The organism is Nocardia araoensis NBRC 100135 (assembly GCF_000308435.1).
Taxonomy (GTDB): domain Bacteria; phylum Actinomycetota; class Actinomycetes; order Mycobacteriales; family Mycobacteriaceae; genus Nocardia; species Nocardia araoensis.
The window spans coordinates 1-25,994 of record NZ_BAFR01000206.1 but is presented as its reverse complement, the minus strand read 5'-3'; the positions used below and the strand labels follow the sequence as shown (position 1 = coordinate 25,994).

The following is a 25,994-nucleotide window of genomic DNA, read 5'->3' as shown; positions in this document are numbered from 1 at the left end:
GTCCACGAGATGTCGTGACCGGAGCGCGGCGAGCGGGAGCGTCACTTCCAGTTCGGCAGGTTCACGACCTGAGCCGCGTAGGACAGGCCCGCGCCGAACGCGATGAGCAGCGCCGTGTCGCCCGGCTTGGACTCGCCCTTGCGCAGCAGCGCCTCCATGGCCAGCGGGATCGAGGCGGCCGAGGTGTTGCCCGCCTCCTCGATGTCGTTGGCCAGCGCGCAGTGCTCGGGCAGCTTCAACACCCGGGCCATGATCTCGATGATCCGGCCGTTGGCCTGGTGCGGGATCATCGCGTCCAGATCCTCGGGGGACAGGCCCGCGCGGTCGATGGCGTCGCGGCACACCTTCTCCAGCGAGTGCGCGGCCCACCGGAACACCGCGGTGCCCTCCATGGCCAGATAGGGCCGCACCGCGTCCAAGCCCTTCTCGTCGATCTCGTGGAAGAACTCCATCCAGTCCTTGTCCTGCCGGATGGCGTGGTGCTGGGTGCCGTCAGAGCCCCACACGGTGGGGCCGATGCCCGGCTCGTCGGAGGGGCCGACGATCACCGCGCCCGCGCCGTCGGCGAAGAGGAAGGCGGTGGAGCGGTCCTTCGGATTGACCGTGTTCGTCAGCTTCTCCACGCCGATCACGAGCACGTGCGCGGCGGTGCCCGCCCGGACCAGATCCGACGCCAGCGCGATCGAGTGGCAGAAGCCGGCGCAGCCGGCCGAGACGTCGAAGGCGGCGGCGCCGTTCATGCCGAGTTCGGTGGCGATGCGCGGGGCGGCGGCCGGTGTCAGCAACAGGTGGGTGGATGTAGCAACGATCACGCAATCGACTTGGTCGACCGCGATGCCGGAGGATTCCAGCGCACCGCGCGCGGCGGCGACGCTCATGCTCTGGATCGTCTCCGATTCGTCGGCGAACCGCCGGGTCCTGATGCCCGATCTGGTCCTGATCCACTCGTCGCTGGAGTTGATCGGACCCGCCACCTCGTCGTTGGTGACCACTCGAGCAGGGCGGTAAACGCCGAGCCCGAGGATCGCCGTGTGCTCTGCCCCGGTGGTCTGGGCGATTCGAGCAGCCATCTGCGTCTCCTATGTACCTGCGGCGGCGCCGCCGGGGGTTCCCCGAAGCATCGAAATCGGTCCCTCATCAGCCACTGTCCATTGGCGAATAGACATGAGGCTTCCTCATATTAGCTTGGAAGTCGCTCATCTGCCGCGCGTATTCCGACAATCGGTGGGTATCTCGTCGAAGCACGCCACTGCTGCACGAGGCGTGGCCCAACTGAATGCGAGGACAACATGCTCGGTCTCGGGATTATCGGATGGATCATCATCGGCGGTCTCGCCGGATGGATCGCGAGCAAGATCATGAAGACGGACGCCCAACAGGGCATCTTGCTCAATATCATCGTCGGGGTGATCGGCGGCCTGCTCGGCGGCTTCCTGCTGAAGCTGCTCGGAGTCGACGTCGAGGGCGGCGGCCTGTGGTTCAGCTTCTTCACCTGCCTTGGTGGCGCGGTCATCCTGTTGTTCCTGGTTCGACTGGTCACGGGCGCCCGAGTCAGGTCCTGACGCCGCGTGCCACAGGCTCCTTTCCCGTAAGGTGTGAACGCTTGCGCCCGACCTATCGTTGAAGGGCGCGAACCGTCTGCATCGAGCACGAAAGAGGAGCCTGTGGCCCGCCGTCCCACCCCGCCCGGCACGCCTGAACGCACCGGAGTCGGCCACGTCGTCGATCTGGTCCGCAACGCGATCCCGCCGTTGCATCCCGCCGGGCTTCCGTTCGTCGCCGCACCCTTGGCGGTCGCCGTAGTCGGCGGCAAGCGTAAATGGGTGCGGCGAACCGGACTGTTCGCCGCGGCGGCCTGCGCGACCTTCTTCCGTCACCCGCATCGCGTGCCGCCGAATCGGCCCGGCGTCGTGGTCGCCCCCGCCGATGGCGAGATCGCCTTGGTCGACACGGCCGCGCCGCCCGTGGAGCTGGGCCTCGGCGAAGCGCCGCTGCCGCGGGTCAGCATCTTCCTGTCCGTGCTGGACGTCCATGTGCAGCGCACACCGGTTTCCGGCGTCGTGCGCACCGTGCTGCACCAGCCGGGCCAATTCCGCTCCGCCGACCTGCCCGAGGCGAGCTCGGTGAACGAGCGCAACAGCATGGTGCTGGAGACGCCGGAGGGCGAGCAGGTCGTCGTGGTGCAGATCGCCGGGCTGCTCGCGCGCCGGATCGTCTGCGACGCCCAGGTCGGCGACGTGCTGACCATCGCCGACACCTACGGCCTGATCCGCTTCGGCTCGCGGGTCGACACCTACTTCCCCGCGGGCACCGAATTGCTCGTGCAGCCCGGCCAGCGCACCATCGGCGGCGAAACCGTGCTCGCCGTGCTCGGCACATCAGCTGACGCGTGATGGAGGCGGCGGTACCCACCCAGCGGCGCAGGCGGCGGAGCATCCGGCTGCTGCCGAGCATCGTCACCATCCTGGCGCTGTGCGCCGGGCTGTCGGCGGTGAAATTCGGCCTCGACGGCAAACTCGGTATCGCGCTGGCCATGATCGGCGCGGCCGCCGTGCTGGACACCCTCGACGGCAGGCTGGCCAGGATGCTCGACGCCACCACGAAGATGGGCGCGGAGCTGGACTCGCTGTCGGATGCCATTTCCTTCGGCGTCGCCCCCGCCTTGGTGCTGTACGTCACCTTGCTCAGCAGCAACAGCGTCGGCTGGATCGTCGCGTTGCTGTTCGCGGTCAGCATCGTGCTGCGCCTGGCCCGGTTCAACACCCTGATGGACGACGACACCAGGCCGGATTGGGCCAGGGAGTACTTCGTCGGTGTGCCCGCCCCGGCGGGCGCGCTCATCGCGGTGGTGCCGGTGGCCCTGTACGTGCAGTTCGGCGACGGCTGGTGGGTCGGCTTCTACGAGGTCGCGGCGTGGACGGTGTTCGCGGCCGCACTGTGCGTCAGCACCATCCCGACGCTGGCCATGAAATCGGTGTCGGTGGCGCCGCAGGCCGCGGCCGGGCTGCTGGTGCTGGTCGCGCTCGCCGCCGCGGCGCTGGTCACCTATCCGATCGTGCTGCTGCTGGTGCTGGTCGCCTTGTACCTGGGCCACATCCCGTTCGCCTGGCATTCCCAGCGCTGGGTAGCCGCGCGTCCGGAGACCTGGACGCACAAACCCGCTGAGCGGCGGGCGCAACGACGGGCGGACCGGCGGCTGACCGCCATCCGTCGGCCGGCCATCCCCCGGCCGGCGATCCCGCGTCCTGCGATCCGCGGCTCGGCCCGTCTGCGGCTGCGCCGACCTGGGGCGAAGCAACGCCAGAACGGCGATCAGCCGCCGAGGGCGGAGCTCTAGCGGCGGCTTCCGGACCGGCCGCCGCCGCATCGCCGAGCCATCGCGCCGTCTCGTCGGATCGGCGCACCGGCACCCCCGCGCGCTCCGCTGGGAGCGGTACGGTCATATCCGTCGGGCGGGTGGAGGAAGGTGCGTATGGAGCCGGACGGTTTACGAGAGTTCGAGGGGCACCGACCGCGCCTGTTCGCGCTCGCCTATCGGATGCTCGGCTCGGCGGGTGAGGCCGAGGACGCGGTGCAGGAAACCTATCTGCGCTGGGACGGGGCCGACCGCGGCAGCATCCGCTCCGCCGAGGCATGGTTGACCACCGCGCTGGTGAATCTCTGCCGTTCCTGGCTGGTTTCGGCGCGGGCCCGGCGGGAGAGCTACGTCGGGCCGTGGCTGCCCGAGCCGGTGTCGACCGCGCGCGGCGAGCTCGGCCCGCTGGAGACCGTCGAGGAACGCGAACAGGTCTCGCTCGCGCTGCTGACCGCGCTGGAGCGGCTGACCCCGATCGAGCGCGCGGTCTTCGTGCTACGGGAGGCTTTCGGATACGCGCACCGCGAGATCGCCGACATGCTCGACATCACCGAGACCAATTCACAGCAGATCTTCCGCCGGGCGGCCCTGCGCGTGCGCGAAGGCCGCCCCCGCTTCGGCATCACGCCCGATCATGCCCGCGAGCTGATCGAGCGATTCCTGAAGGCGGCGCGCGAGGGCGACATCGCGTCGCTGGAGCGGATGCTCGCCGCCGACGTGAGCGCGACGGCCGACGGCGGCGGCAAGGTGAACGCGGCGCGGCGCCCCGTGCGTGGTGCGGCGCAGGTGGCGCGCTACCTCGTGGGGCTGATGCGCTGGGAGGTGCCGGGCATGCGGCTGGTCGTGGAGGAGATCAACGGCGCGCCCGCCGCGGTCGCGCGGGTGGACGGCGCGCCGCTGCTCGTGGTCGGCGTCGATGTGGCCGAGGGCGCGGTCACCGCGCTGCGGTTGATCGTGAATCCGGACAAGCTGGCCTATCTCGCCGGCGCGAACGGGTCCGATGGCGCGCTGGGCGCAGTGCCGGACCGGCGCCGCCATTCGCTGTGACGCGCTTCACGGCACCGGTCTGTCAGTAATCGGGGTCTTGTCCGGTCTGAGGGGTGATGGCCGATCGAAAGGAGCCTCAGCATGACCGGACAGCATCGGATCGTCGTTCTCGGCGCGGGGTACGCGGGACTGGCGGCAGCCCGCAGGCTCGCTCGCACGGCGCGGGACGCCAGGATCACCGTGGTGGACGCCCACGCGTCGTTCGTCGAGCGCGTACGACTGCATCAGCGGGCGGCCGGGCAGCAGATCGCGGCATGGGATCTGCGGGAAGCGCTGAGCGGCAAGGGAATCGATTTCGTGCGCGCTCGGGCGACCGATATCGATACGGTCGCGCGTCGAGTGGTGCTCGACGCGGCGCCCGCGCTCGACTACGACACCTTGATCTACGCGCTCGGTAGCGTCGCCGATCTCGAGAGCGTCCCCGGCGTCGCCGAACACGCGTGTTCTATCGCCACGCAGGAAGACGTGCGCGCCTCGGCCCTGGCGGGCGGGCCGGTGGCGATCGTCGGCGCGGGGGCGACCGGCATCGAGCTGGCGGCGGAACTCGCCGAATCGCATCCGGAGTCGCGGGTGGTGCTCCTCGGTTCAGAGGAGCCGGGCGCCTGGCTGTCGGCGAAGGCGCGGGCGCACATCACGCGGACGCTGGAGCGGCTCGGCGTCGAGATCCGGTCCGGCGCCAAGGTGATCGAGGTGACGGCCGATGGGCCGCGCTTGGCCGACGGCACGCTGGTCGAAGCCGCGGCGACGGTGTGGACCACCGGTTTCCGGGTGCCCGGCCTCGCCGCTCGTTCCGGTCTCGCGGTGGATTCCGACGGCCGGGTGCTGACCGACGCCACCTTGCGTTCGGTGTCGCACCCCGACGTCTTCGCGGCGGGTGACGCCGCCGTGGTCGCGGGGCCGGGCGGGCGCGATCTGCGCATGGCGTGTGCCACCGCGCTGCCGACCGGCAAGCACGCGGCGGACGGCGCCGTCGCCCGGATGCGCGGTCGCGAGCCGGGTGAGCTGCGCTTCCGCTATGTGCTGCAGTGCCTCAGCCTGGGCCGCGGGGACGGGGTCGTCCAGGTCGTGCACGCCGACGACGCACCGGCCAGGACGGTGCTGACCGGACGCGCGGCCGCGTGGGTGAAGGAACGCATCGTGCGCGGCGCGGCCTGGTCGGCGCGCCCGTGAACGGCATCGTCAACTAGTGGTTGACGGGTCTGCATCGTCAACTTATGGTTGACGCATGACCGAACAATTCCGCCTCGACGACCTGATCGATGGCATCAAGAAGGCCCGTCCCGACAACGTGCTCGAGCAACTGTCCGACGCCGTCGTCGTGGCGAATCACCTCGGCGAAGTGGCCGATCACCTGATCGGCCACTTCGTGGACCAGGCTCGCCGCTCCGGCGCCTCCTGGACCGATATCGGCGCCAGTATGGGCGTCACCAAGCAGGCCGCGCAGAAGCGGTTCGTGCCCAAGGTGCCCGACCCGGCCGCGGCGGCGGCCATGGACCCGAACGCGGGCTTCGCCCGTTTCACCCCGCGCGCGCGGGCGGTCGTGATGGCGGCACAGGAGGCCGCGCGCACCGCGGGCAACCGGGAGATCTCCCTCGGGCACCTGGTGCTGGGGCTGCTCACCGAACCGCAAGGCCTGGCGGTGCACGAACTCGTCCACCAGGGCGTCGCCGTCGATGTGATCTCCGCCGCCGCTTCCGCGTCCCTGCCGCCTGCCGAGGGCGACGTCCCCGCGCTGATTCCGTTCGGCGCGGAGGCCAAGAAGGTCCTCGAACTCACTTTCCGTGAGGCACTCCGGCTGGGGCACAACTACATCGGTACCGAGCACATGCTGCTGGCGCTGCTGGAACAGGAGAACGGCGCAGGCCTGCTCAGTGATCTCGGCGTCGACAAGGCGAGCGCCGAAGCGCATCTGGTCGAGCTGCTCGCGTCCATCAAGACCGAGAAGTCCTGATTCCCATGGGCGACGGGAAGTTCCGTGCGCGGAGCGCGCTCGCCCTCGCGCTGCCATTGCTGGCGATCGGCGTGGCCAGGCGATCGGGTGCCGCGCACGACATCCGCAACGTCGTCAACGGGTTGCGTGGCGCGCACGCCGCGCGGGCGCGCCATCGCCGGGCGCTGCGCACGCGGGGAGCCGGTACCCGCGGGCCGCACCGGGCCGCTCCGGTCGCGCACCGCGTGACCCGGGCGGCCTGATCACCCTCGTCCGGCCAGGCCTCCGCCCCATCGGGGCCAGCGGGCTTGCGGTTTCGGCTCGGGAACCAACGGTTCGCGGTGGATGTCGGTGACGAACAGCGGCAGTCGCGGTTCCAACTCGGCGAGCAGCGCGAGGGCGCGTCCGCCTTGCGCCGCGCGGTATTCCCGCATGGTCAGTCCGACGATCTGCAAGAACCGCACGCGGCCGTGCGGGCTGTCGATGGCGCCCAGTTCCGGGTCCGTCGTGAAGCAGACGGCGTGATTGGTGCAGTCCGCGCGATCCGTCGCGATCGGCCCGTTCGTCTTGATCGTGTGGCCCGGTTCGAACCACTTGCCGGACTGGAAGACGTAGCGGGCGAGGTTCTGCATGAAGTTCGCAGGCCACGCGGGCGGTTCGGTGTCCTCGGGCCTGCGCGCCAACCGGAAGGTGAACTCGAAGCCCCAGCCGGACTCCGCCGCGTTGTCCCACTCCTTCTCGTACAGCTCGGTCATCCCGTAGCTGATGTAGTGCCAGTGCGGCACCGGATCGGTGCGGGAGTAGGCGCTGATCCCGTCGAGCGGGTCCGGCCCGCCCAGCGACCACGGGTGGTCGGACGCCCAATGAAAAGGCTCGATCTCGCCGTACAGCGGCCGCAACGCATCGTCGATGGCATCCCAGCCGGTTCTCTCACTCACGCAGCCACCATAGGCAGGAGTGCGTCCGGTCCTTTCCGGGGTGTCGGAGGCGGCGATGCGTCAGGCGTCCGGCACGTTGCGGTCGAGCTCCTCCAGCCAGGCCGCCGCCGATGCGTCGCTCGGCGCGCGCCAGTCGCCGCGCGGCGACAGCGAACCCCCGGAGCCGACCTTCGGTGCGTTCGGCAGCGTGGAGCGCTTGAACTGGCTGGTCTGCACGAACCGGCGCAGGAACTCGCCGAGCCAGTGCTTGATCGTGGCGAGGTCGTAGGCGTTGCGCTGGTCGGCGGGGACGAGGTCGGGCCAGCGGCCGGTCGCGGAATCCGACCAGGCGTGCCTGGCCAGGTACGCGACGCGGCTGGGCCGGTAGCCGAAACGCAACAGATAGTAGAGGTGGAAGTCCTGCAATTCGTACGGGCCGACCGTGGCCTCCGAGCTCTGGGCGGGCGCGGAGGAGTCCTCGTGCGGAATCAGCTCGGGCGAGATCTCGGTGCGCAGGATCGACGACAGCGCCTCGTTCGCGTCGGCGCCGAACTGCTCGGTGTCCACCGCCCATGCGATCAGGTACTTGATCAGCGTCTTGGGCACCGACGCGTTCACGCTGTAGTGCGCCATGTGATCGCCGACGCCGAAAGTGCACCAGCCGAGCGCGAGTTCGCTGAGATCGCCGGTGCCGATCACCAGCGCGCCGTGCATGTTGGCCAGCCGGAACAGATGCGAGGTTCGCTCGCCCGCCTGCACGTTCTCGTAGGTGATGTCGTACACCGCCGCGCCGTCGGCGGCCGGATGGCCGAGGTCGCGCAGCATCTGCGTGGCCGATGGGCTGATGTCGATCTCGTGCGCCGTCACGCCGAGGGCGGCCATCAGGCGGTGCGCGTCGGTTCTGGTCCTGGTGCTGGTCGCGAAGCCGGGCATGGTGTAGGCGAGGACGTTCTCCCGCGGCAGGCCGAGCCGGTCCATCGTCTTGGCCGCGACGATCAGCGCCTGGGTGGAGTCCAAGCCGCCGGACACCCCGATCACCACGCGCTCGGTGCCGGTGGCGCGCAGTCGCGTGCTCAAGCCCTCCACTTGGATGTGGTGCACCTCGGCGCAGCGCTCGTTGCGTAGGGCGGGGTCGGCGGGGACGTAGGGGAAGCGCGCGATCTCGCGCTCCAGCGTGACCGGGGCCTCGGGGACGGGCAGCCGCACATCGATATGGCGCAGCGCGGCCAGCCGGTCGCGGTGGTCCTGCACATTGTCGGCGAAGCTGGTGGTGCGCAGGCGGTCGGCGACGAGGCGGCGCAGGTCGAGGTCGGCGGTGATCAGCTGGGGATGATCGGAGAAACGCTCGCCCTCCGCGAGCAGGTCGCCGTTCTCGCAGATCAGAGCCTGCCCGTCCCAGGCGAGGTCGGTGGTCGACTCGCCGGTCCCCGCGGCGGAGTACAGGTACGCCGCGAGATAGCGCGCCGAATGGGAGGTGCACAGCGAACGCCGGTAGTCCGCCTTGCCGATCACGATGTTGCTCGCGGACAGGTTGATCAGCACGGTCGCCCCGGCCAATGCGGCGAAGCCGCTCGGCGGCAGGGGAACCCAGCCGTCCTCGCAGATCTCCAGGTGGAAGACGAAGTCGTCCAGATTGCTCGCGCGGAACAGCAGATCGGATCCGAACGGCGCGTGGTGCCCGGCGATGGTGACGTGGTCGTCCAGCGCCTCCCGCGCCGCCGCGAACTGGCGCTTCTCGTAGAACTCCCGATAGTTCGGCAGGTAGCTCTTCGGCGCGACGCCGAGCACGATGCCCCGGCAGATCGCGATCGCGCAGTTGAACAACCGGTGGTGCACGCGCACCGGCGCGCCCACCACCAGCACCGTGTCGATGTCCGTGCTCGCCGCGACCAGCCGGGCGAGCGACGCCTCCACCGCCGCGTCCAACGCGTCCTGATGGAACAGGTCGTCGGCGGTGTAGGAGGAGAGGCCCAGCTCGGGGAACACCGTCAGCACCGCCCCGGCCGCAGCGGCCTGCGTGGCCAGCTCCACGGTCTGTTCCGCGTTGTAGGCGGGGTCGGCCACCCTGACCCGGGGCACCGCGACCGCCACCCGGGCGAAGCCGTGCCGGTAGAGCGAATCGAACGGCAGGTCGTCCACCCGCGTCCCCTTCCGGGATGAGGTTGATCATGGTCCACCCGGAATCTACGCCGCCGCGGGCGCGCTGGGGCGGCGGCGGATGTCGGAAGATCGCGTAAGCGGGGCGTTGACCTGCCCCTTTGTCATCCGATTCGAGTACGGCGAATTCTCCGGCCGGAGATGTGAAGTGCCGGCGGCTAAGCTATAGCAATGGCGGATGACACGGATTCCGACCTAATAGCGGGGGAACGGCGCGCAGATCTGCTGCGCGCGCTTTCGTATGTGTCCACCGAGTCCCAACCGGACGGCAGCTACGTGGTGAACGGCGATCTGCCGCCCGACGTCGCCCCGCCGTTCATTCGCGCCATCATGCGGGTGGAGGCGGAGCTGTTGCTGCACGACGCCGAGCTCGTCACCGTCGAGGAGGGCGAGCCCCGCACGCCGGAGGAACGCCGTACCGACGCGTTCGTCGCGCTTGTGCTCCGCGTCGACGACCGTCACTAGGACTCGCGGACCTTGCACTCGCCACCCCAGAGTGCTAAAAATGCTCTTGGCACTCTCGACCTGTGAGTGCCAGGTCGGGACGGTGAGACCGGGTTCCGTAGACACCCTCGGTCGTCCGTCGCGGGCACCGAACCTGGCCAGCGTAACTGGGGCGACCCAACCGGCGGTCGTCCTGTGTGTCAGCCATACACATGGAGGATCTCAACAACGCCATGGCCAAGACAATTGCGTATGACGAAGAGGCCCGCCGCGGCCTCGAGCGGGGTCTGAACAGCCTCGCCGACGCGGTCAAGGTGACGCTGGGCCCCAAGGGTCGCAACGTTGTCCTGGAGAAGAAGTGGGGCGCCCCCACGATCACCAACGATGGTGTTTCCATCGCCAAGGAGATCGAGCTGGAGGACCCGTACGAGAAGATCGGCGCCGAGCTGGTCAAGGAAGTCGCCAAGAAGACCGACGACGTCGCGGGCGACGGCACCACCACCGCGACCGTGCTCGCCCAGGCGCTGGTGCGCGAGGGTCTGCGCAACGTCGCGGCCGGCGCGAACCCGCTGGGCCTGAAGCGCGGCATCGAGAAGGCCGTCGAGGCCGTCACCGCCAAGCTGCTCGACACCGCCAAGGAGGTCGAGACCAAGGAGCAGATCGCCGCCACCGCCGGTATCTCGGCCGGCGACGCGTCCATCGGTGAGCTGATCGCCGAGGCCATGGACAAGGTCGGCAAGGAAGGCGTCATCACCGTCGAGGAGAGCAACACCTTCGGCCTCCAGCTGGAGCTCACCGAGGGCATGCGCTTCGACAAGGGCTACATCTCCGGCTACTTCGTCACCGACCCGGAGCGTCAGGAAGCGGTCCTCGAGGACCCGTACATCCTGCTGGTCGGCTCGAAGGTCTCCACCGTCAAGGACCTGCTGCCGCTGCTGGAGAAGGTCATCCAGGCCGGCAAGCCGCTGCTGATCATCGCCGAGGACGTCGAGGGCGAGGCCCTGTCCACCCTGGTGGTCAACAAGATCCGCGGCACCTTCAAGTCGGTCGCCGTCAAGGCTCCCGGCTTCGGTGACCGCCGCAAGGCGCAGCTGGCCGACATCGCCATCCTGACCGGTGGCGAGGTCATCAGCGAAGAGGTCGGCCTGTCGCTGGAGAACGCGGGCGTCGAGCTGCTCGGCCAGGCGCGCAAGGTCGTCGTCACCAAGGACGAGACCACCATCGTCGAGGGCGCGGGCGACGCGGAGGCGATCAAGGGCCGGGTCGCGCAGATCCGTACCGAGATCGAGAACTCCGACTCGGACTACGACCGCGAGAAGCTGCAGGAGCGTCTGGCCAAGCTGGCCGGCGGCGTCGCGGTGATCAAGGCGGGCGCGGCCACCGAGGTGGAGCTCAAGGAGCGCAAGCACCGCATCGAGGACGCCGTGCGCAACGCGAAGGCGGCCGTCGAGGAGGGCATCGTCGCCGGTGGTGGCGTGGCCCTGCTGCAGTCGGCTCCGGCGCTGGAGGAGCTGAAGCTCACCGGTGACGAGGCCACCGGCGCGAACATCGTGAAGGTCGCGCTGTCGGCTCCGCTGAAGCAGATCGCGTTCAACGCGGGCCTCGAGCCCGGCGTGGTCGCCGAGAAGGTCGCCAACCTGCCCGCGGGTCACGGCCTGAACGCCGACTCGGGCGAGTACGAGGACCTGCTGTCCGCCGGTGTCGCCGACCCGGTCAAGGTCACCCGTTCGGCGCTGCAGAACGCGGCCTCGATCGCGGCTCTGTTCCTGACCACGGAGGCCGTTGTCGCCGACAAGCCGGAGAAGGCCGCCGCTCCCGCCGGCGACCCGACCGGTGGCATGGGCGGCATGGACTTCTGAGTCCTGCCCCTGGGCAACGCATTTCGAACCGGAAGCCGGTCCACCGCGAGGTGGGCCGGCTTCCGGCGTTTCGGCGTCAGATGCCGTCGAGGGTGACGACGGCGAACGGCGTCTTCGGGCTGCCCGGTCCCATCGGACCGCCCTTGTCGAATTGGGAGGACACGATCAGGAGGCGGTCACCGGCGCGGGCCAGCGTGGTGGGGATGGAAAGGGCCTCGTCGGTGCGCTGCTGGGCGAGCGTCGCCGTGGCGCCGTCGTCGGAGAGGGTCCAGCGGCTGATGGTGTTGGTCGTGTTGTGCACGGCCCACAGGGTGTTGTCGCGCAGTTCCAGTCCGTCGCCCTGACGCAGATCGCCGCCGCGCAAGGTCACCTTGCGGATCGGTGTCGGTTCCGGGGTGAGCGCGATGCGGTACAAGTCGCCGCGCGGCATGTCGACCGTGAGCAGATAACGGCCTGCCGGATCGGCGACGATGCCGTTGAGGCTGAAGCCGCCCGGCTCGATCGGCGGCAGCACGGAGTGCAGGTCGAACTGGGGGGTCAGTTCTCCGCGACCGCCTTGTGCGCGGGCGGCGGCGAACTGGTCGGGGGTGACGCGGTAGACGACCGCCCGTGTGCTGTCGGTCAGATACGCCGTGCCGTCCGGGGTGATGGCGAGATCGTTCACGAAGCGGGGGTCGCTTCCCGGCACGGTGAAGTCGGCGAGCAGCGCGCGAGTCGCGATGTCGTATACCGCGACTCCGGTGGTCGAGTCGGTGACCCACAGCCGTCCGGCCGCGTCGACCTTCAAGCCGTTGGCGGTCTTGTGGTTGTCGGCGCCTTCGGGCAGGAAGACCTCGGCTCGGTGCGCGTTCGGGGTCGCGCGATAGACGGCGCCGGTGGTGTAGGAGCCGACATAGCTATCTCCTGTCCGCGCGTCCACCGCGATGCCCTCGGGGTAGGCCCGGTCGCCGGGCAGCTCGTAGGCGGTGTGGACGGCGGTGCTCGGCGCGTCGCTCGTGCCGCAGGCGGCGAGCGCGAGACACGCGCTGCCTGCGGCCAGGCTCGACAGCAGGCGGAGGGGCAGGGCGTGGGGCATCGGTTACCTCTTAGAAATCATGCAGTCGAATGTGCTCACATCGAGCAACAGACACGAATCTAAGTTAGAACTCTAATATCGGTCAAGGCCCGAATGGATGAACGTGCGGATACCATGCGCTTATGACGTCCATGCCCGCCGCCGAACGGATCGGCTCGTATCTGAAACGTGCCGAGCAATCCCTCAACACGGCCAAGAACGCCGCGTTGAAACCGGCGGGCGTGACCGTGCCCCAGTACGCCGCATTGCTGTTCCTCGCCGAGAATCCCGGTATCTCCGCCGCCGCTCTGGCCCGGCTCTGCGGCGTCACACCGCCGTCGATGAACACCGTGCTGAGCAACCTGCAGGAACGCGGGCTCATCGAGCGCACCCCGCACCCGTGGCACAAGAACGTCCTGGAGACCACGTTGACCGACGAGGGCGCGGCGGTCATGCGCGACGCGGATGCCCGCGCCGTCCGCGTCGAACGCGCCCTGGCCGAGGAATTCACCGACGCCGAGCGAGCGACCTTGCAGGACTTGCTCACTCGCTGCGCCGACCGATTGGATTCGATCCGCCCGGGCCCCGCCGCTTAGCCCGGACGCGGCGATGCCGAGCGCCCCGGATCTCGGCCATCTCGCTGCTTCGTACCCGTACTGGGCGGGATATCGGAGTCGCCACCAGGACGCCCGGTCGGCTGCGGCTCACGTCTGTCGGTGAGTCACCAGTGGCCTCGTCGGCGGAGTGAAGTGGCCTGTGCGCCATCGTCATCGATAACCGGATCTCAGTGCTACGGTCCGGCGACGAGCGAATCGCCGGCGGCGCGGGTCGATGCCGCGCCGCCGGCGGGTAGGTCATGCCGGGACCGGACTCTTGGCGGAGGACGGGGCCTTCTGCAGCGCGAGCGCCAGGGCCAGGCAGGCGATGAGCGTAGAGGTCCACGGGAGCCACTGGCTGCCGGAGGAATCCAGCACGGTCCCACCGACTATCGAACCGATTCCCGCACCGAGGTAGATGGCCGATCCATTCAGGCCGAGGGCGACGGTGGGCGCGTCCGAGGCGATGCCGAACAGGCGATGCTGCTGCGGAACCAGGATCGCCGAGCCGAACAGCCCGGTCAGGGCGAGCACCACGAACACCGCCCACGCGGCATGGACGGCCACGCCCAGCAGTGCGAGGCCGGCCAAGGCGCCCGTGAGTCCCACGGTCAGCGTGCGCTGCGGGCCGTAGCGGTCGACCGCCCGTCCGGCCTGCGCGTTGCCGATCACCTGGCCGACGCCCATGGCCAGCAGCAGCCAGGCGAGCATGCTCTGCGGCACCGATGCCGCGACCACAACGGGCAGGTAGACGATGGTGGTGTAGACGGCGGTGATCTGCGTTGTCGTCACGATCAGCACCCGCAGCACCGGCGGCCGGATCAGCACGCCGATCCGGGCGCGCAGTCCCGTGCTGGGCAGCGTCACCCGGGGTAGCAGCAAGATCAGCAACGCCGCTACCGCCCCGCCGAGCGCGATGCCCCACAGCACGCCGCGCCAGCCGATCCAGCGCTCGGCGAAGATGCCGATCGGCACGCCCGCGACGCTGGACAGCGTGATGCCCGCGGTCACGATCGACAGGGCCCGCCCCCGGTGGGCGTCATCGGCGACGACACCCGCGACGGCGAACGCGTTGGCCTGGAAGGCCGCCGCCCCGATGGCCGCCACGACGCGTGCCGCGGCCATGACGCCGAAACTCTCCCCGGCGGCCTGACCGATCATGCCGATCACGAAGAGCGCGGCGCCGCCGCCGAGTAGCACGCGCCGATCCCAGGATCCGGTCGCCGCGGCGATCAGTGGCGAGGCGATGGCGTAGGTCCAAGCGAACATCGTGGTCAGCTGCCCTGCCGTAGATACGGAGACGTGCAGGTCGGCGGCGATCAGTGGCAGGAGTCCGCTGAGCACGAAGCCGTCGGTGCCGAGCACGAAAGTGCCCACGGCGAGCGGTAGGAGCGATCGGTAGAGATTGTTCGATGGTTGTCGAAGCATCATAGGATGAGGGTGGGATATAATTCGATCGTTGTCAAACGATCGGAGAATGGAGATGCGCCCGCTGCCGCAGCCGAGTACCGCCGACATCGATCTGGTCCGCGTGCTGAGCGCGCTCGCCGACCCCGTGCGGCTGGAACTGGTGCGCGCGCTCGCCGGGGAGCGAGAACCGTTGAGCTGCAACGTCAGAGAGTTCGACGTGGAGATCACGGCGGCGACCGCTTCGCACCACTGGAAGGTGCTGCGAGACGCGGGCGTGACGACGACCTTCGTCTCCGGCCGCAACCGGCTGGTCCAATTGCGGCGCGAGGATCTGAATCAGCGCTTCCCCGGCCTGCTGGACGCGGTCATCAGCGGCGCGCGGCGCTGAGCAGGCCGCCGATGCGCGGCGTCAATGCAGTATGAAGGCCACGAGAAACCCGGCCGCCGTGGCCATTCCGACCCACCAACCGCCTTCCCGGTAGGCCTCGGGCATCAGCGAGTCGGCCAGCACCGCGATCGTGGCGCCGCCCGCGAACGCTTGCACCGCGCCGATATGGGTCTGGGACAAGTTGTCCGACAACGCGTTACCGAGCACCGTGACCAGGACGAGCACCGCGCCGGTCGCGGTCCACAGCCATAGGGTGCGGTGCCGCGCCACACCATGCTGGTCGCGCATCAGCGCGGCGCCGCTGATCGCCTCGGGCACGTTGCCCACGGCCACCGCCACCAGCAGGACCAGTCCGCCGCCACCGGCCAGTGTGACGCCGAGCGCCGTGTTCTCCGGGACGCCGTCCAGCACCGCGCCGAGCATCAGCGCCCAGCCGAGCGCGCGGGGGCCGAGCTTGTTCTCGATGAGATGGTTGGCGACCACGTAGACCCCCGCGCCCGCGAACAGCGCGATCGCCGCGATGGTCGCGTTCTGGCGGAAGGCGGGCTCGAAGAGCTCACTGGACACCGCGGCGATCATCGTGCCCGCGCCGAAGGCCATCAGGGAGGCGAGCACCGCCTTGGGCAGTCGCCACCGCAATCCGATGGCGGCGCCAAGGATCAGCGGCACGGCCGTGCCGAGTCCGTAGAGCAGCGCCTCCGTCATGGGAACACCTTAAGTCGGCCTGCCCGGTTCGCGCGTCGGCCGTAGGCTGAAGCCATGCCTGACCGCGGTCGGATCCGAGGCGTGCTCTACGACATCGACGGCGTCCTGGTGACCTCCTGGCGGGAGATCGCGGGCGCTGCCGCCGCGGTGCGCCGGATCCGGGAGAGGGGACTGCGCCGGGCGTTCCTGACCAACACCACCTCGCGCACCTGCGCCGAGATCGCGGAACGCCTGTGCGGCACCGGCATCGAGGTCGAACCCGCCGAGATCGTCACCGCCGCAAGGCTCACCGTGGAGTTCGTGCGCGGGCGATACCCCGACGCCGCGGTCTGGGTGCTCAACCACGGCGACATCGAAGCCGACCTCGCCGGCCTCCGGCTCGACGAGGATCATCCGGATGTGGTCGTGATCGGCGGTGCCGGAGCGGAATTCACCCATGCTGCGCTGAGCCGGGTGGTGGAACTGATGCTGGACGGCGTGCCCGTCGTCGCCATGCACAGCGGGCTGACCTGGGCGACCGCGGACGGTTTGCGCATCGACGCCGGCGCGTATCTGCCCGGCCTGGAGGCGGCGGGCAACGCCCGCATCGAGGTGGTGGGCAAGCCCGCGGCCCCCGGTTTCCGGACCGCCGCGGCGCTGATGCGGTTGGAGCCCGCGGAGGTCATGATGATCGGTGACGATCTGTACTCCGATGTGCTTGCCGCGCAAGATGTCGGGCTGACCGGCGTCCTGGTGCGCACCGGAAAATTCCGGTCCGGCGTGCTGGCGTCGGCCGATCGCGCGCCCGATCACCTCATCGATTCCGTGGCCGATCTGCCGGAATTGCTGGCCGGTTCCGGGGGAGCGGGCGAATCCGCCGTAACCGACGAATCGGAATGAAACAAAAAATTCTACAGTTTCCCTCTAAAATTGCCCGCAAGCGTAGAGTCGCTAGGTATCGTCTGTTCCGGCAAATAGCCAGTGACAGAGAATCTCCTACGGCCAGATCGGAGTTGCCGAATGCTCGATCCGTGGAAAAGTGTGCTTGCGCGCAAGCTACTATGGTCGCCGGGCTTCTGTCCGGCGACCATTTGATGAGGTAGCAACTGCTCAGCCAACTTTCGGCTAACCCGCAGTCGGCCGAGGGTTGTAACGAAGGGCCCGATCGATGACGATGAGTTCGGGCCCTTCTGTATTGTCTGCCCCAATGTCACAGGATGCGAATACGGGTCGAATGTATGCCGGGCAACCCGTGGAGGACCGGCAACGTCAGCGGCGTGCGCGTTTTCTGGAGTCAGGCCTGACGGTCTTCGCGCGGGACGGCTACGCCAACAGTTCGGTCGGCGCCATATGCAAGGACGCCGGACTCTCCTCCCGACAGTTCTACGAGGAGTTCACCGGTCGCGAGTCCCTGCTCCTAGAGCTGTACGAGCAGATCGACCGGGAGTCGCGGGACGCCGTGAAGAAGGCGTTGGACGCGAAGTCCGGCGCGAAGGCGCTGGACGTCATCGACGCCGCCGTGCGCGCCTACGTCGAATCCATCGGTTCCGACCCGCGCAAGGCGCGCGTCGCCCTGGTGGAAGTGGTCGGCGCGGGACCGAAGGTGGAGAAGTTCCGCCTCGCGGTGCGCCGGGAGTGGGGTTCGCTGCTGGCCGGCGCCGCCGAGGACGCCGCCCTGCACGGCGAGATACCCGCGGGCGACTACGAGATGCGGATGCTCGCCATCATCGGCGGCGTCAACTACGTGGTCGACTCGTGGAGCGGTGCGGATCCGCGTCCGCCGCTCGACGACGTGATCCGGGTGCTCAGCAGGGTGATCATCGGCGCGGTCCGCGCATAAGCGTCTCCGGCCTGCGAGACCGGGGACGATCAGCGCGGTAACGTGCGGGGATGCAGACAGTTCCGATCCAGATGCCGGACGGCACCACGGTTCCGGTGCGCTTGATCCCCGCCGGGGGTCCGCACCGGCACACGGTCACTCCGGACGCGCCGCGGCCGGTGCTGGTGATCGTGCCCGGGCTCGGCGTTCCGGGGGGTTACTACGAACTGTTCGCCTCGGGCCTGGCCGCGCGCGGGTTCGACGTGGCCATCGGCGAGCTGCGCGGCAACGGCGACAGCAGGCCGAAGCCGAGCTCCGCCAGCACTTTCGGCTACCACGAGCTGGTCTCGGTGGACTTCCCGGCGATCTTCGAGGTGGTGCGCGAGCAGTTCCCGGACAGCACGCCGTACCTGCTCGGTCACAGCATGGGCGGCCAGCTCGGCGTCATGTACGCCGCGCGCGTCCGTGGCAGACTCGGCGGGCTGATCCTGGTCGCTTCCGGCACCCCGTATTACCGTGGCTACCGGGGACTTTCGGGTCCCGGCATGCTGGTCGGCACCGCGGCGGTCTCGCTGACGGCCAACCTGGCCGGCTTCTGGCCAGGCGACCGGGTCTCGATGGGTTTCGGTCGCCAGTCCAAGGTGCTGATCTCCGACTGGGCGCGGCTGGCGCGCACCGGCCGGTTCGTTCCGGTCGGCGCGGACATCGATTACGAGGAGCGCATCGCGCGGCTGAAACTCCCGGTGCTGTCCATCACGATCGCCGGCGACGACCTGACCCCGCCCAGCTCCGCGGAGCACCTGCTGGAGAAGTTGCCCAACGCGGAGGTGACGCGCTGGCGTCAGCCGGAGCCGCTGGGCCACAACGGCTGGATCCGGCAGTACACCAGCACCGTCGACCAGATCGAGAAGTGGTTGCGCGACCGTTGAGCGTGACTCCGCCACGGCCGCGCGTTGTGCGTACTCCGCGTCTCCCGGGTCAGGCCCGTCGTTCGATGAGCATCTGGGTGAAGAACTCGTAGATCAGCGCCGCCTGGAAGGCCGACTGCTTGTTGTCGGCCGCGCCGCCGTGGCCGCCTTCGATGTTCTCGTGGTACCAGAACTCGTGGCCCTGCTCCTCCAGCAGCGCGGCCATCTTGCGGGCGTGGCCGGGATGCACCCGGTCGTCCCTGGTCGAGGTGGTGAGCAGGATCGGAGGGTAGGGCCGGTCGGCGCGAGCGTTCTGGTAGGGCGAGTACTTGCCGATGTACTCCCATTCCTCCGGCTTGTCCGGGTCGCCGTACTCGGCCATCCAGGAGGCGCCCGCGAGCAGCAGGTGGTAGCGCTTCATGTCCAGCAGCGGCACCTGGCAGACGATCGCGCCGAACAATTCGGGGTAGCGGGTCAGCATCACGCCCATGAGCAGGCCGCCGTTGCTGCCGCCCACCGCGCCGAGCTGGTCGGCGGTGGTGATGCCGCGCGCGACGAGGTCTTTCGCGATCGAGGAGAAGTCCTCGTACACCTTGTGCCGGTTGGCTTTCTGCACCGAGGTGTGCCACTGCGGCCCGTACTCGCCGCCGCCGCGGATGTTCGTCATCACCCAGGTCCCGCCGCGCTCCAGCCAGCCCATGCCCGACGCGCCGCTGTACGCGGGGGTGCGCGACACTTCGAAACCGCCGTAGCCGGACATCACCGTCGGACCGGGCACGTCCTTCCGGTCGCGATGGCGGATCACGAAGTACGGCACCTGGGTGCCGTCGTCGGACGTGGCGAAGAACTGCTCGGTCTCCACCCCGTCGGCATCGAAGAACCCGGGCTCCTGCTTGAGCCGCTCGGTGCGTCCGCCGACCGCGCCGGCCAGCAGCGTCGCCGGGGTGGTGAAGCCGCTGGTGCTGAGCATGAACTCGTCGCCGCTCTCCAGCGGGTCGAGATTCAGCACGCTGGTGGTGGCCATCGGCGGGGTGTCGGCCAGCGGCTCGCGGCGCCAGCCGTCCGATCCCGGCGTCAGCACGTAGAGCTTGGTCTGCACGTCCTCGAGCGTGATCAGCAACAGGTGGTTCTCGGTCCAGCCGTAGCCGTGCAGCGAGGTGTGCGCGTCCGGGGTGAAGACGACCTCGAATTCCCGTGCGCCGGAGAGGAACTTCTCGAAGTCGGTGGCCAGCAGCGCGCCCGCGGGATAGCTCGTGCCGCCGACCTCCCACGGCGACTTCAGCCGCACCAGCAGCCAGTCCTTGTACCAGGACTCACTGGCGTCGCTGGGGATGTCGAGGTGCCGCAGGGCGCCGTCGTCCTCCAGCAGATAGACCTCTTCGTTGAAGAAGTCGGTGGCGCGCCCGACGTAGTGCCGTTCGTAACCGGGCGTGCGGTCGTAGCCCGCGGAGACCGCGACATCGCTGCTCTCGCCCTCGAAGACGGTGGTCGCCTCCGCCAGCGCGGTACCGCGCCGCCAGCGTTTCGCGATCCGCGGATAGCCCGAATCGGTCAGTGAGCCGGGGCCGAAGTCGGTGCCCACGTACACCGAGTCGATATCGATCCAACGGATCTCCGACTTCGCCTCGGGCAGGAAGAACCCGCCGTCGGCCGGGTCGAGGAACACCCTGCGCTCCAGGTCGAACTCGCGGACCACCTTCGCGTCCGCACCGCCGCGCGACAGGCTGATCAGCGCGCGGGACTGTTCCGGGCGCAGCACCGTCGCCCCGCCCCACACCCAGTTCTCGTCCTCGTCGGCGGCCACCGCGTCCAGATCGATCAGCACGTCCCAGTCCGGCGCGTCCTCGGCGTACTCGGCGAACGTGGTGCGCCGCCAGAGGCCGCGCGGGTGCTCGGCGTCGCGCCAGAAGTTGTAGAGCCAGGGGCCGCGGCGGGACGGATAGGCGATCTTGGTATCGGTGTCGAGCATGTCGAGGATGCGCCGCTCCAGGTCGCGGAAGCGATCGGAGTCGGCGAACCGGGCGTGTACGACCGTGTTGTGCGCGCGAGCCCAGTCCAGAGCGCGCTCGCCGGTCACTTCTTCCAGCCAGAGGTAGGGATCGGTCACATTCCGCTCAACGCCGCTCATCCCCACATTGTTGCCGAGCCGCGCGGCGCGGGGTCACCAGGAGTGCGCTACGTCGATCACGATGCGCGATCCGCTGCCCGGCCCGTCGAGGGTGGACACCTGGAACGGCAATCGCGCGCGTGTGCCCACGCCGATGGTGGTCTGTCCTTCGAAGGAACCGGCCCAGGCCACCTGGCGGAAGGTCCGATAGTCCCGCACGTCGGTGAGCTCGGCCCGGTTCGCGGGGGTGTAGGTGGGGTGGTACGCGTCGTCGTAGGCGGGGGCGTAGACGGCGATGCTCAGGAACGCCCCGCCGCGCAGCGGGACGGGTGCGCCGGAGCCGTCCATGACCACTCGCTCGACGTAGCCGACGTGATAGCCGGTCACCGGCCCGGCGATATCGAGCACCAAACGGTCGAAGCAGTCGTGCCGCCCGGCGCGCACACCGGTCAGCGGCGCGAGCGTCCTGGCTCGGTTCACCTTGGGCATCGAACCCCAGCCGGAGGCGCACTCCGGGGCGGCGGACGCCGGGGCGGGGGCGATGAAGAGGCCGGCGAGGGTCACGAACGAAACGAACAGGAGAAGCAAGCGACGCATGGTCGCACCGCCTTCGGGCACGGGAGGGATTGATGTATAACGTGCATCGGTCCAGGTGGGTGCCCTGTTACGGCGAAAAGTGTTGGCTGTCGCGGCAACTCGGCCACGGCGCGGCGCCCGGTGGCTCGCCGTTCGCCGCGTCCGGATGCCCGCCCGGCGTGGACAGTAGGATCGCTGCCGGCGAGGCCGATCCGATCAGGAGGTTCGAGGTTGCCACCGTTTCTGTGGGAGCAGCACTGTTGTCTGCCGCTGTCGCCCGCCGCCCGCATCGGCGACCTCGCGCGCTACCCGGCCGGATCGTACTTGTCGGTGAACGTCGGCTACTCCCGGCAGTCGACCGCGGACTCCCTGGCGCTGCTGGATCGATTCCGCCGAGACGCCTTGGCCGACGGTCGGTTCCGTCTGGTCGAGACCGTGGCCGACATCGGTGCCGCGGACACCATCGCGCTGGCCTTCGATCTCGAGGACGCCGGGCCGCTGGGCGGCGACCTGGACAACGTCGCGCGGTTCTACCAGCTCGGCGTGCGTTCGCTGCTGCCCACCTACAACCACGCCAACGCCGCGGGCTGCGGCTGCCTGGACACCGAGGACACCGGGCTCACCGGTTACGGTCGCGATCTGGTCCACGCGCTCAACGAAGTCGGCATGTTCGCCGACGGCTCGCACTGCTCCCGGCGCACCGGGCTCGAGCTGGCCGAACTGAGCGTCGTCCCGATGATCTACAGCCACTCCAACTTCGCCGCGCTGTGGGACCATCCGCGCAACATCACCGACGACCAGGCACGCGCCTGCGCCGCGACCGGCGGCGTCATCGGGATCAACGGCGTCGGCATCTTCCTCGGCCGCAACGCACCGCACGAGCGCGCCGAGCGAATCGCGGCAATGGCCCGCCACCTCGAATACGGCGCGGAACTGGTCGGAATAGACCACATCGGCATAGGTTCGGACTACTCCTTCGACGCCGAGGACTTCAACGCCGAGCTCCAACAGAACCCCCACGCCTTCTCCGAGGCCTACACCCAATGGGGCCCTCTCCACTGGACCCCACCCGAAGACCTCCTCGGCCCCTCGGACACCCCCACCCTCGACCAAGTCCTCTCCCAGCGCGGATTCACCCCCGCCGACCGAGCCGCGATCTTCGGCGCCAACTTCCGCCGCGTCGCCACCCAGGTCTGGCGCCCCTGACCCTCCGCGAGTGGCACACCATGGAGGGGCTACTCGCGTTTTGCCGCAGCCACGTGCCACCCGCGAGATATCACAGGGGGACGGGTGCGTGGAGTTTGCGGTACGGAGTTAGGCTCGAGGCGTGACTTCCCACTACGATGTCGTCGTTCTCGGTGCTGGTCCCGGCGGATACGTCGCCGCGATCCGCGCCGCTCAACTCGGCCTGCGAACAGCGATCGTCGAGCAGAAATACTGGGGTGGTGTGTGCCTCAACGTCGGCTGCATCCCGTCCAAGGCGCTGCTGCGCAACGCCGAACTCGCCCACATCTTCACCAAGGAGGCGAAGACCTTCGGCATCTCCGGTGAGGTGAACTTCGACTTCGGAGTCGCCTTCGACCGCAGCCGAAAGGTCGCCGACGGCCGGGTCAAGGGCGTCCACTTCCTGATGAAGAAGAACAAGATCGACGAGTTCGACGGCAAGGGCACCTTCACCGGCCCGAACTCGCTCTCGGTCGAGCTCACCAAGGGCGGCACCGAGACGATCACCTTCGACAACGCGATCATCGCGGCGGGTACCGTCACCAAACTGCTGCCCGGCACCCAGCTCAGCGCCAACGTGGTCACCTACGAGGAGCAGATCCTCACCCGTGACCTGCCCGGCTCCATCCTCATCGTGGGCGCGGGCGCGATCGGCATGGAGTTCGGCTACGTCCTGAAGAACTACGGCGTCGACGTGCGCATCGTGGAGTTCCTCGACCGGGCGCTGCCGAACGAGGACGCGGACGTCTCCAAGGAGATCACCAAGCAGTACAAGAAGCTCGGCATCACCATCACCACCGGTGCGGCCGTGCAGTCCATCGAGGACGACGGCGCCAAGGTCACCGTCTCGATCAAGGACAACAAGACCGGCTCGATCGAGACCGTCACCGTCGACAAGGTGCTCCAGGCCGTCGGCTTCGCCCCGCGCATCGACGGCTACGGCCTGGAGACCACCGGCGTGCAGGTCACCGACCGCGGCGCGATCGGGATCGACGACTACATGCGCACGAACGTTCCGCACATCTACGCGATCGGTGACGTCACCGGCAAGCTGCAGCTCGCCCACGTCGCGGAGGCGCAGGGCGTGGTCGCGGCCGAGACCATCGCCGGCGCGGAGACCGTCCCCCTCGGCGACTACCGGATGATGCCGCGCGCCACCTTCTGTCAGCCGCAGGTCGCCAGCTTCGGCCTGACCGAGCAGCAGGCCCGCGACGAGGGCTACGACGTGAAGGTCGCGACCTTCCCGTTCACCGCCAACGGCAAGGCGCACGGCCTCGGCGACCCGACCGGTTTCGTCAAGCTCGTCGCCGACGCCAAGTACGGCGAGCTGATCGGCGGGCACCTCATCGGCCCGGACGTCTCCGAACTGCTGCCCGAACTCACCCTCGCGCAGAAGTGGGATCTGACGGTCAACGAGCTGACCCGCAACGTGCACACCCACCCGACGCTCAGCGAGGCCCTTCAGGAAGCCTTCCACGGCTTGGCCGGCCACATGATCAACTTCTGATCCTGTCGCGTAGAAGGGCGTGCGGTCTGCGATCGCACGCCCTTTTCGTCTGTCCGGCAAGGGTTTCCGCGCCGGTAGGTCCGCCGGTGGTCGGCATGGGGGCAAGCGTTCTGCTATACAGCGTGCATGTTTCGCAGGTGGCTGATCGGAAGTGTGCCGGTGCTCGTCGTGGTGGTGCTGCTGGGGACGGGCACCTTCTATCTGATGAAGGCGCGCACCTTCCAGTTGGCCGGTCATGTGGTCAGCCGGGTGGACACCGACGCGCGGGTGGTCGCGCTGACCTTGGACGACGGGCCGTCCGATCGTGCGCCCGAGGTGCTGCGAGTGCTCGCCGACGCGCAGGTTCCGGCCACCTTCTACCTGAACGGGCGTGATCTCGCCGAACACCCGGAGTACGGCAGGGCGATCGCCGCGGCGGGCCACGAGATCGGCAATCACACCTATTCGCATCGCCGGATGGTCTTCGTCACGCCCGGCACGGTGCGCGACGAAGTGGAGCGCACGGACGCCGAGATCATGAAGACCGGATACGTCGGCCCGATCACCTTCCGTCCGCCTTACGGCAAGAAGCTGTGGGTGCTGCCGCACTACCTCGCCGAACACAACCGCGTCACCGTGACCTGGGACGTCGAGCCCGATTCCGGCCGGGCGGACGTCACCGCGGACGACATCGTCGCCGAGACGCTCGGCAAGGTCCGTCCGGGTTCGATCATCCTGCTGCACGTCATGCACGGCAACGCCGAGCCCTCGATCGCCGCCATCCCTCGCATCGTCGGCGAATTGCGCGCCGCGGGATACCAATTCGTCACGGTGTCCGATTTGATGTCGCGCTGATCCGACCGGCCCGGCGCGCGGGCGTCATCGACGGTGGTCGGGCGCGGGGCGGACTGAGCGTGGTCGGTCGGGCGAAATGGAGCCAGCGGCGAGCGGGCCGTGTCCAAGGCGACCTCAGGGATGATGCGCCGGAGGTTTGTGTTCGCGGCGCGAGATTCGTTCGGCTAACCGGCAGCCGGGAGCATGCCGTAGGCGTTGGTCGGGGTGAACAGCACCAAGGCGCGGCGGTCGGTGACCATCGCGTTGCGGTACTCGTCCCAGTCGGGGTGTTCGCCGTTGGCGGTGCGGTAGTACTCGACGAGCGCGTCGACGGTGGGGTCGTCGGGCGCGGCGGCGACGGGAGTGAGTTCCACCGTGCCTTCGAGCACGGCGTAGGCGAAGAAGTCGTCGCGGGTCACGTGCAGCGCCGCCCACGGGTCGCGGACGAGGTTGTGATATTTCGCCCGGTCGGCGGTGATGGAGATGCGGATGCGGCCGTCGGCGCCGACGACGTGCAGCACGTTGGACAGTTGCGGGCGTCCGTTGCGCCGGATGGTGGTGAGTACGGACCTGCTGTGGTCGCGGGCGAAATCGACTGCGGCGGCGAGTTCCATGCTCGTGTAACTCCGGCCCGCGCTGGTCTCTTCCCGCCGGTCAGTCGCGGTGGTAGGCGGCTTGCGCCGCGCGCACGCGCGGCATGTTGGTTTCCAGCACCCGGATCAGCCCCTCCAGGCGGTCGGCCACCTCGGCGCCCAGGTCGGTGAGGGTGTATTCGACCCGGGGCGGGATGGTCTCCTGCACCTCCCGGTGCACCATGCCGTCGCGTTCCAGTGCCTGCAGGGTCTGCGACAGCATGCGCTCGCTCACGCCGTCGACCCGCCGCCGCAACGCGCTGAACCGGTACGGCCCCTCCCGCAGCGCGACCAGCGCCAGCGTGCCCCAGCGACTGGCGACGTTCTGCAGAACCGGCCGCGAGGTGCAGTTCCGGGCGAAGACGTCGGCTTCCAGCGTGGGATCGTCGCCGTCCGCCGAGGCAATGCGCTGGGTGGACATACCTTGATGGTACCCAACTTGACCAAAGTGGCCGCGGAATGCATAGTGCTTACGAATAGTTAGTACTATTCGTAGATGCCGAACTTGGAGGTAGTCATGACCGTCGCGGTGACCGGAGCCAGTGGACAGCTGGGCCGACTCGTTGT

The 25,994-nt window shown here is 68.9% G+C and carries 27 protein-coding genes; 17 read left to right on the top strand and 10 right to left on the bottom strand.

Annotated features, from left to right (window positions below):
• Positions 1-41: 41 nt before the first annotated feature.
• Positions 42-1,070 carry a beta-ketoacyl-ACP synthase III gene (locus ON21_RS27520; protein ID WP_039802496.1) on the bottom strand — a complete coding sequence of 343 codons (1,029 nt, stop codon included), beginning with the start codon at positions 1,068-1,070 and terminating at the stop codon, positions 42-44.
• Between the two features lie 219 nt (positions 1,071-1,289).
• Between ON21_RS27520 and ON21_RS27515 the strand changes: the two genes are divergently transcribed.
• From ON21_RS27515 to ON21_RS27485, 7 genes are all read left to right on the top strand, one after another.
• Positions 1,290-1,562 carry a GlsB/YeaQ/YmgE family stress response membrane protein gene (locus ON21_RS27515; protein WP_039802494.1) on the top strand — a complete coding sequence of 91 codons (273 nt, stop codon included), beginning with the start codon at positions 1,290-1,292 and terminating at the stop codon, positions 1,560-1,562.
• Between the two features lie 102 nt (positions 1,563-1,664).
• Positions 1,665-2,393, top strand: a complete 729-nt coding sequence (locus ON21_RS27510; protein ID WP_039802492.1) for a phosphatidylserine decarboxylase — start codon at positions 1,665-1,667, stop codon at positions 2,391-2,393.
• Complete coding sequence (locus ON21_RS27505) at positions 2,393-3,337, top strand: CDP-alcohol phosphatidyltransferase family protein (RefSeq protein ID WP_051021407.1); 945 nt, start codon at positions 2,393-2,395, stop codon at positions 3,335-3,337. The genes ON21_RS27510 and ON21_RS27505 overlap by 1 nt, the downstream gene beginning before the upstream one ends.
• A 135-nt stretch (positions 3,338-3,472) precedes the next feature.
• Positions 3,473-4,402, top strand: a complete 930-nt coding sequence (locus tag ON21_RS27500) for an RNA polymerase sigma-70 factor (RefSeq protein WP_051021406.1) — start codon at positions 3,473-3,475, stop codon at positions 4,400-4,402.
• A gap of 81 nt (positions 4,403-4,483) precedes the next feature.
• Positions 4,484-5,572: an NAD(P)/FAD-dependent oxidoreductase gene (locus tag ON21_RS27495; protein ID WP_039802490.1), complete on the top strand. Its 1,089-nt coding sequence runs from the start codon at positions 4,484-4,486 to the stop codon at positions 5,570-5,572.
• Positions 5,573-5,627: 55 nt separating this feature from the next.
• The gene (locus ON21_RS27490) at positions 5,628-6,353 is read left to right on the top strand and encodes a Clp protease N-terminal domain-containing protein (RefSeq protein ID WP_039802488.1); all 726 of its coding nucleotides are present in this window, start codon (positions 5,628-5,630) and stop codon (positions 6,351-6,353) included.
• Positions 6,354-6,358: 5 nt separating this feature from the next.
• On the top strand, positions 6,359-6,595 hold the full coding sequence (locus ON21_RS27485; protein ID WP_039802486.1) for a hypothetical protein: 237 nt from the start codon (positions 6,359-6,361) through the stop codon (positions 6,593-6,595).
• On the opposite strand, the gene ON21_RS27480 is transcribed toward ON21_RS27485, so the two are convergent.
• Positions 6,596-7,270: a suppressor of fused domain protein gene (locus ON21_RS27480; RefSeq protein ID WP_039802484.1), complete on the bottom strand. Its 675-nt coding sequence runs from the start codon at positions 7,268-7,270 to the stop codon at positions 6,596-6,598.
• 60 nt (positions 7,271-7,330) lie between these two features.
• Positions 7,331-9,388 (bottom strand): NAD(+) synthase, encoded by a 2,058-nt coding sequence (locus ON21_RS27475; protein ID WP_083880930.1) that lies wholly within the window; start codon positions 9,386-9,388, stop codon positions 7,331-7,333.
• 189 nt (positions 9,389-9,577) lie between these two features.
• Between ON21_RS27475 and ON21_RS27470 the strand changes: the two genes are divergently transcribed.
• Entirely contained in the window at positions 9,578-9,871 is a 294-nt protein-coding gene (locus tag ON21_RS27470) for a hypothetical protein (protein WP_039802482.1), read from the top strand.
• A gap of 212 nt (positions 9,872-10,083) precedes the next feature.
• Entirely contained in the window at positions 10,084-11,709 is a 1,626-nt protein-coding gene (gene groL / locus ON21_RS27465) for a chaperonin GroEL (RefSeq protein WP_039802641.1), read from the top strand.
• A gap of 76 nt (positions 11,710-11,785) precedes the next feature.
• Here the strand turns inward: groL and ON21_RS27460 are convergent, their stop codons facing one another.
• Entirely contained in the window at positions 11,786-12,784 is a 999-nt protein-coding gene (locus ON21_RS27460; RefSeq protein WP_039802480.1) for an SMP-30/gluconolactonase/LRE family protein, read from the bottom strand.
• Between the two features lie 122 nt (positions 12,785-12,906).
• On the opposite strand from ON21_RS27460, the gene ON21_RS27455 reads away from it, so the two are divergent.
• The gene (locus ON21_RS27455) at positions 12,907-13,359 is read left to right on the top strand and encodes a MarR family winged helix-turn-helix transcriptional regulator (protein WP_245562757.1); all 453 of its coding nucleotides are present in this window, start codon (positions 12,907-12,909) and stop codon (positions 13,357-13,359) included.
• A gap of 258 nt (positions 13,360-13,617) precedes the next feature.
• Here the strand turns inward: ON21_RS27455 and ON21_RS27450 are convergent, their stop codons facing one another.
• On the bottom strand, positions 13,618-14,790 hold the full coding sequence (locus ON21_RS27450; protein WP_051021405.1) for an MFS transporter: 1,173 nt from the start codon (positions 14,788-14,790) through the stop codon (positions 13,618-13,620).
• 46 nt (positions 14,791-14,836) lie between these two features.
• Here ON21_RS27450 and ON21_RS27445 point away from each other — a divergent pair, with 46 nt between their 5' ends.
• Complete coding sequence (locus ON21_RS27445; protein ID WP_218004156.1) at positions 14,837-15,157, top strand: ArsR/SmtB family transcription factor; 321 nt, start codon at positions 14,837-14,839, stop codon at positions 15,155-15,157.
• Between the two features lie 21 nt (positions 15,158-15,178).
• Here the strand turns inward: ON21_RS27445 and ON21_RS27440 are convergent, their stop codons facing one another.
• Positions 15,179-15,862 (bottom strand): ZIP family metal transporter, encoded by a 684-nt coding sequence (locus ON21_RS27440; protein WP_039802478.1) that lies wholly within the window; start codon positions 15,860-15,862, stop codon positions 15,179-15,181.
• Positions 15,863-15,916: 54 nt separating this feature from the next.
• Here ON21_RS27440 and ON21_RS27435 point away from each other — a divergent pair, with 54 nt between their 5' ends.
• From ON21_RS27435 to ON21_RS27425, 3 genes are all read left to right on the top strand, one after another.
• The gene (locus tag ON21_RS27435) at positions 15,917-16,741 is read left to right on the top strand and encodes an HAD-IIA family hydrolase (RefSeq protein WP_051021404.1); all 825 of its coding nucleotides are present in this window, start codon (positions 15,917-15,919) and stop codon (positions 16,739-16,741) included.
• A gap of 307 nt (positions 16,742-17,048) precedes the next feature.
• Positions 17,049-17,681 carry a TetR/AcrR family transcriptional regulator gene (locus ON21_RS27430; protein WP_245562756.1) on the top strand — a complete coding sequence of 211 codons (633 nt, stop codon included), beginning with the start codon at positions 17,049-17,051 and terminating at the stop codon, positions 17,679-17,681.
• A gap of 50 nt (positions 17,682-17,731) precedes the next feature.
• On the top strand, positions 17,732-18,589 hold the full coding sequence (locus ON21_RS27425; RefSeq protein WP_039802473.1) for an alpha/beta hydrolase family protein: 858 nt from the start codon (positions 17,732-17,734) through the stop codon (positions 18,587-18,589).
• Positions 18,590-18,638: 49 nt separating this feature from the next.
• On the opposite strand, the gene ON21_RS27420 is transcribed toward ON21_RS27425, so the two are convergent.
• Positions 18,639-20,696 carry a prolyl oligopeptidase family serine peptidase gene (locus tag ON21_RS27420; protein ID WP_039802471.1) on the bottom strand — a complete coding sequence of 686 codons (2,058 nt, stop codon included), beginning with the start codon at positions 20,694-20,696 and terminating at the stop codon, positions 18,639-18,641.
• A gap of 33 nt (positions 20,697-20,729) precedes the next feature.
• Positions 20,730-21,272, bottom strand: coding sequence for an AMIN-like domain-containing (lipo)protein (locus ON21_RS27415; protein ID WP_039802631.1), 543 nt, complete (start codon positions 21,270-21,272; stop codon positions 20,730-20,732).
• A 210-nt stretch (positions 21,273-21,482) separates the two neighbouring features.
• Here ON21_RS27415 and ON21_RS27410 point away from each other — a divergent pair, with 210 nt between their 5' ends.
• The 3 genes from ON21_RS27410 to ON21_RS27400 all read left to right on the top strand — a co-directional run bounded on the left by ON21_RS27410 (position 21,483) and on the right by ON21_RS27400 (position 24,816).
• Complete coding sequence (locus ON21_RS27410) at positions 21,483-22,457, top strand: dipeptidase (protein WP_039802469.1); 975 nt, start codon at positions 21,483-21,485, stop codon at positions 22,455-22,457.
• Between the two features lie 121 nt (positions 22,458-22,578).
• Entirely contained in the window at positions 22,579-23,982 is a 1,404-nt protein-coding gene (lpdA, locus tag ON21_RS27405; protein WP_039802467.1) for a dihydrolipoyl dehydrogenase, read from the top strand.
• A gap of 126 nt (positions 23,983-24,108) precedes the next feature.
• Entirely contained in the window at positions 24,109-24,816 is a 708-nt protein-coding gene (locus tag ON21_RS27400; protein ID WP_039802465.1) for a polysaccharide deacetylase family protein, read from the top strand.
• Between the two features lie 164 nt (positions 24,817-24,980).
• Here the strand turns inward: ON21_RS27400 and ON21_RS27395 are convergent, their stop codons facing one another.
• Both ON21_RS27395 and ON21_RS27390 read right to left on the bottom strand, forming a co-directional pair.
• On the bottom strand, positions 24,981-25,409 hold the full coding sequence (locus tag ON21_RS27395) for a PPOX class F420-dependent oxidoreductase (RefSeq protein ID WP_039802463.1): 429 nt from the start codon (positions 25,407-25,409) through the stop codon (positions 24,981-24,983).
• A 40-nt stretch (positions 25,410-25,449) separates the two neighbouring features.
• Entirely contained in the window at positions 25,450-25,848 is a 399-nt protein-coding gene (locus ON21_RS27390) for a winged helix-turn-helix transcriptional regulator (protein ID WP_039802460.1), read from the bottom strand.
• Positions 25,849-25,994: the final 146 nt, after the last annotated feature.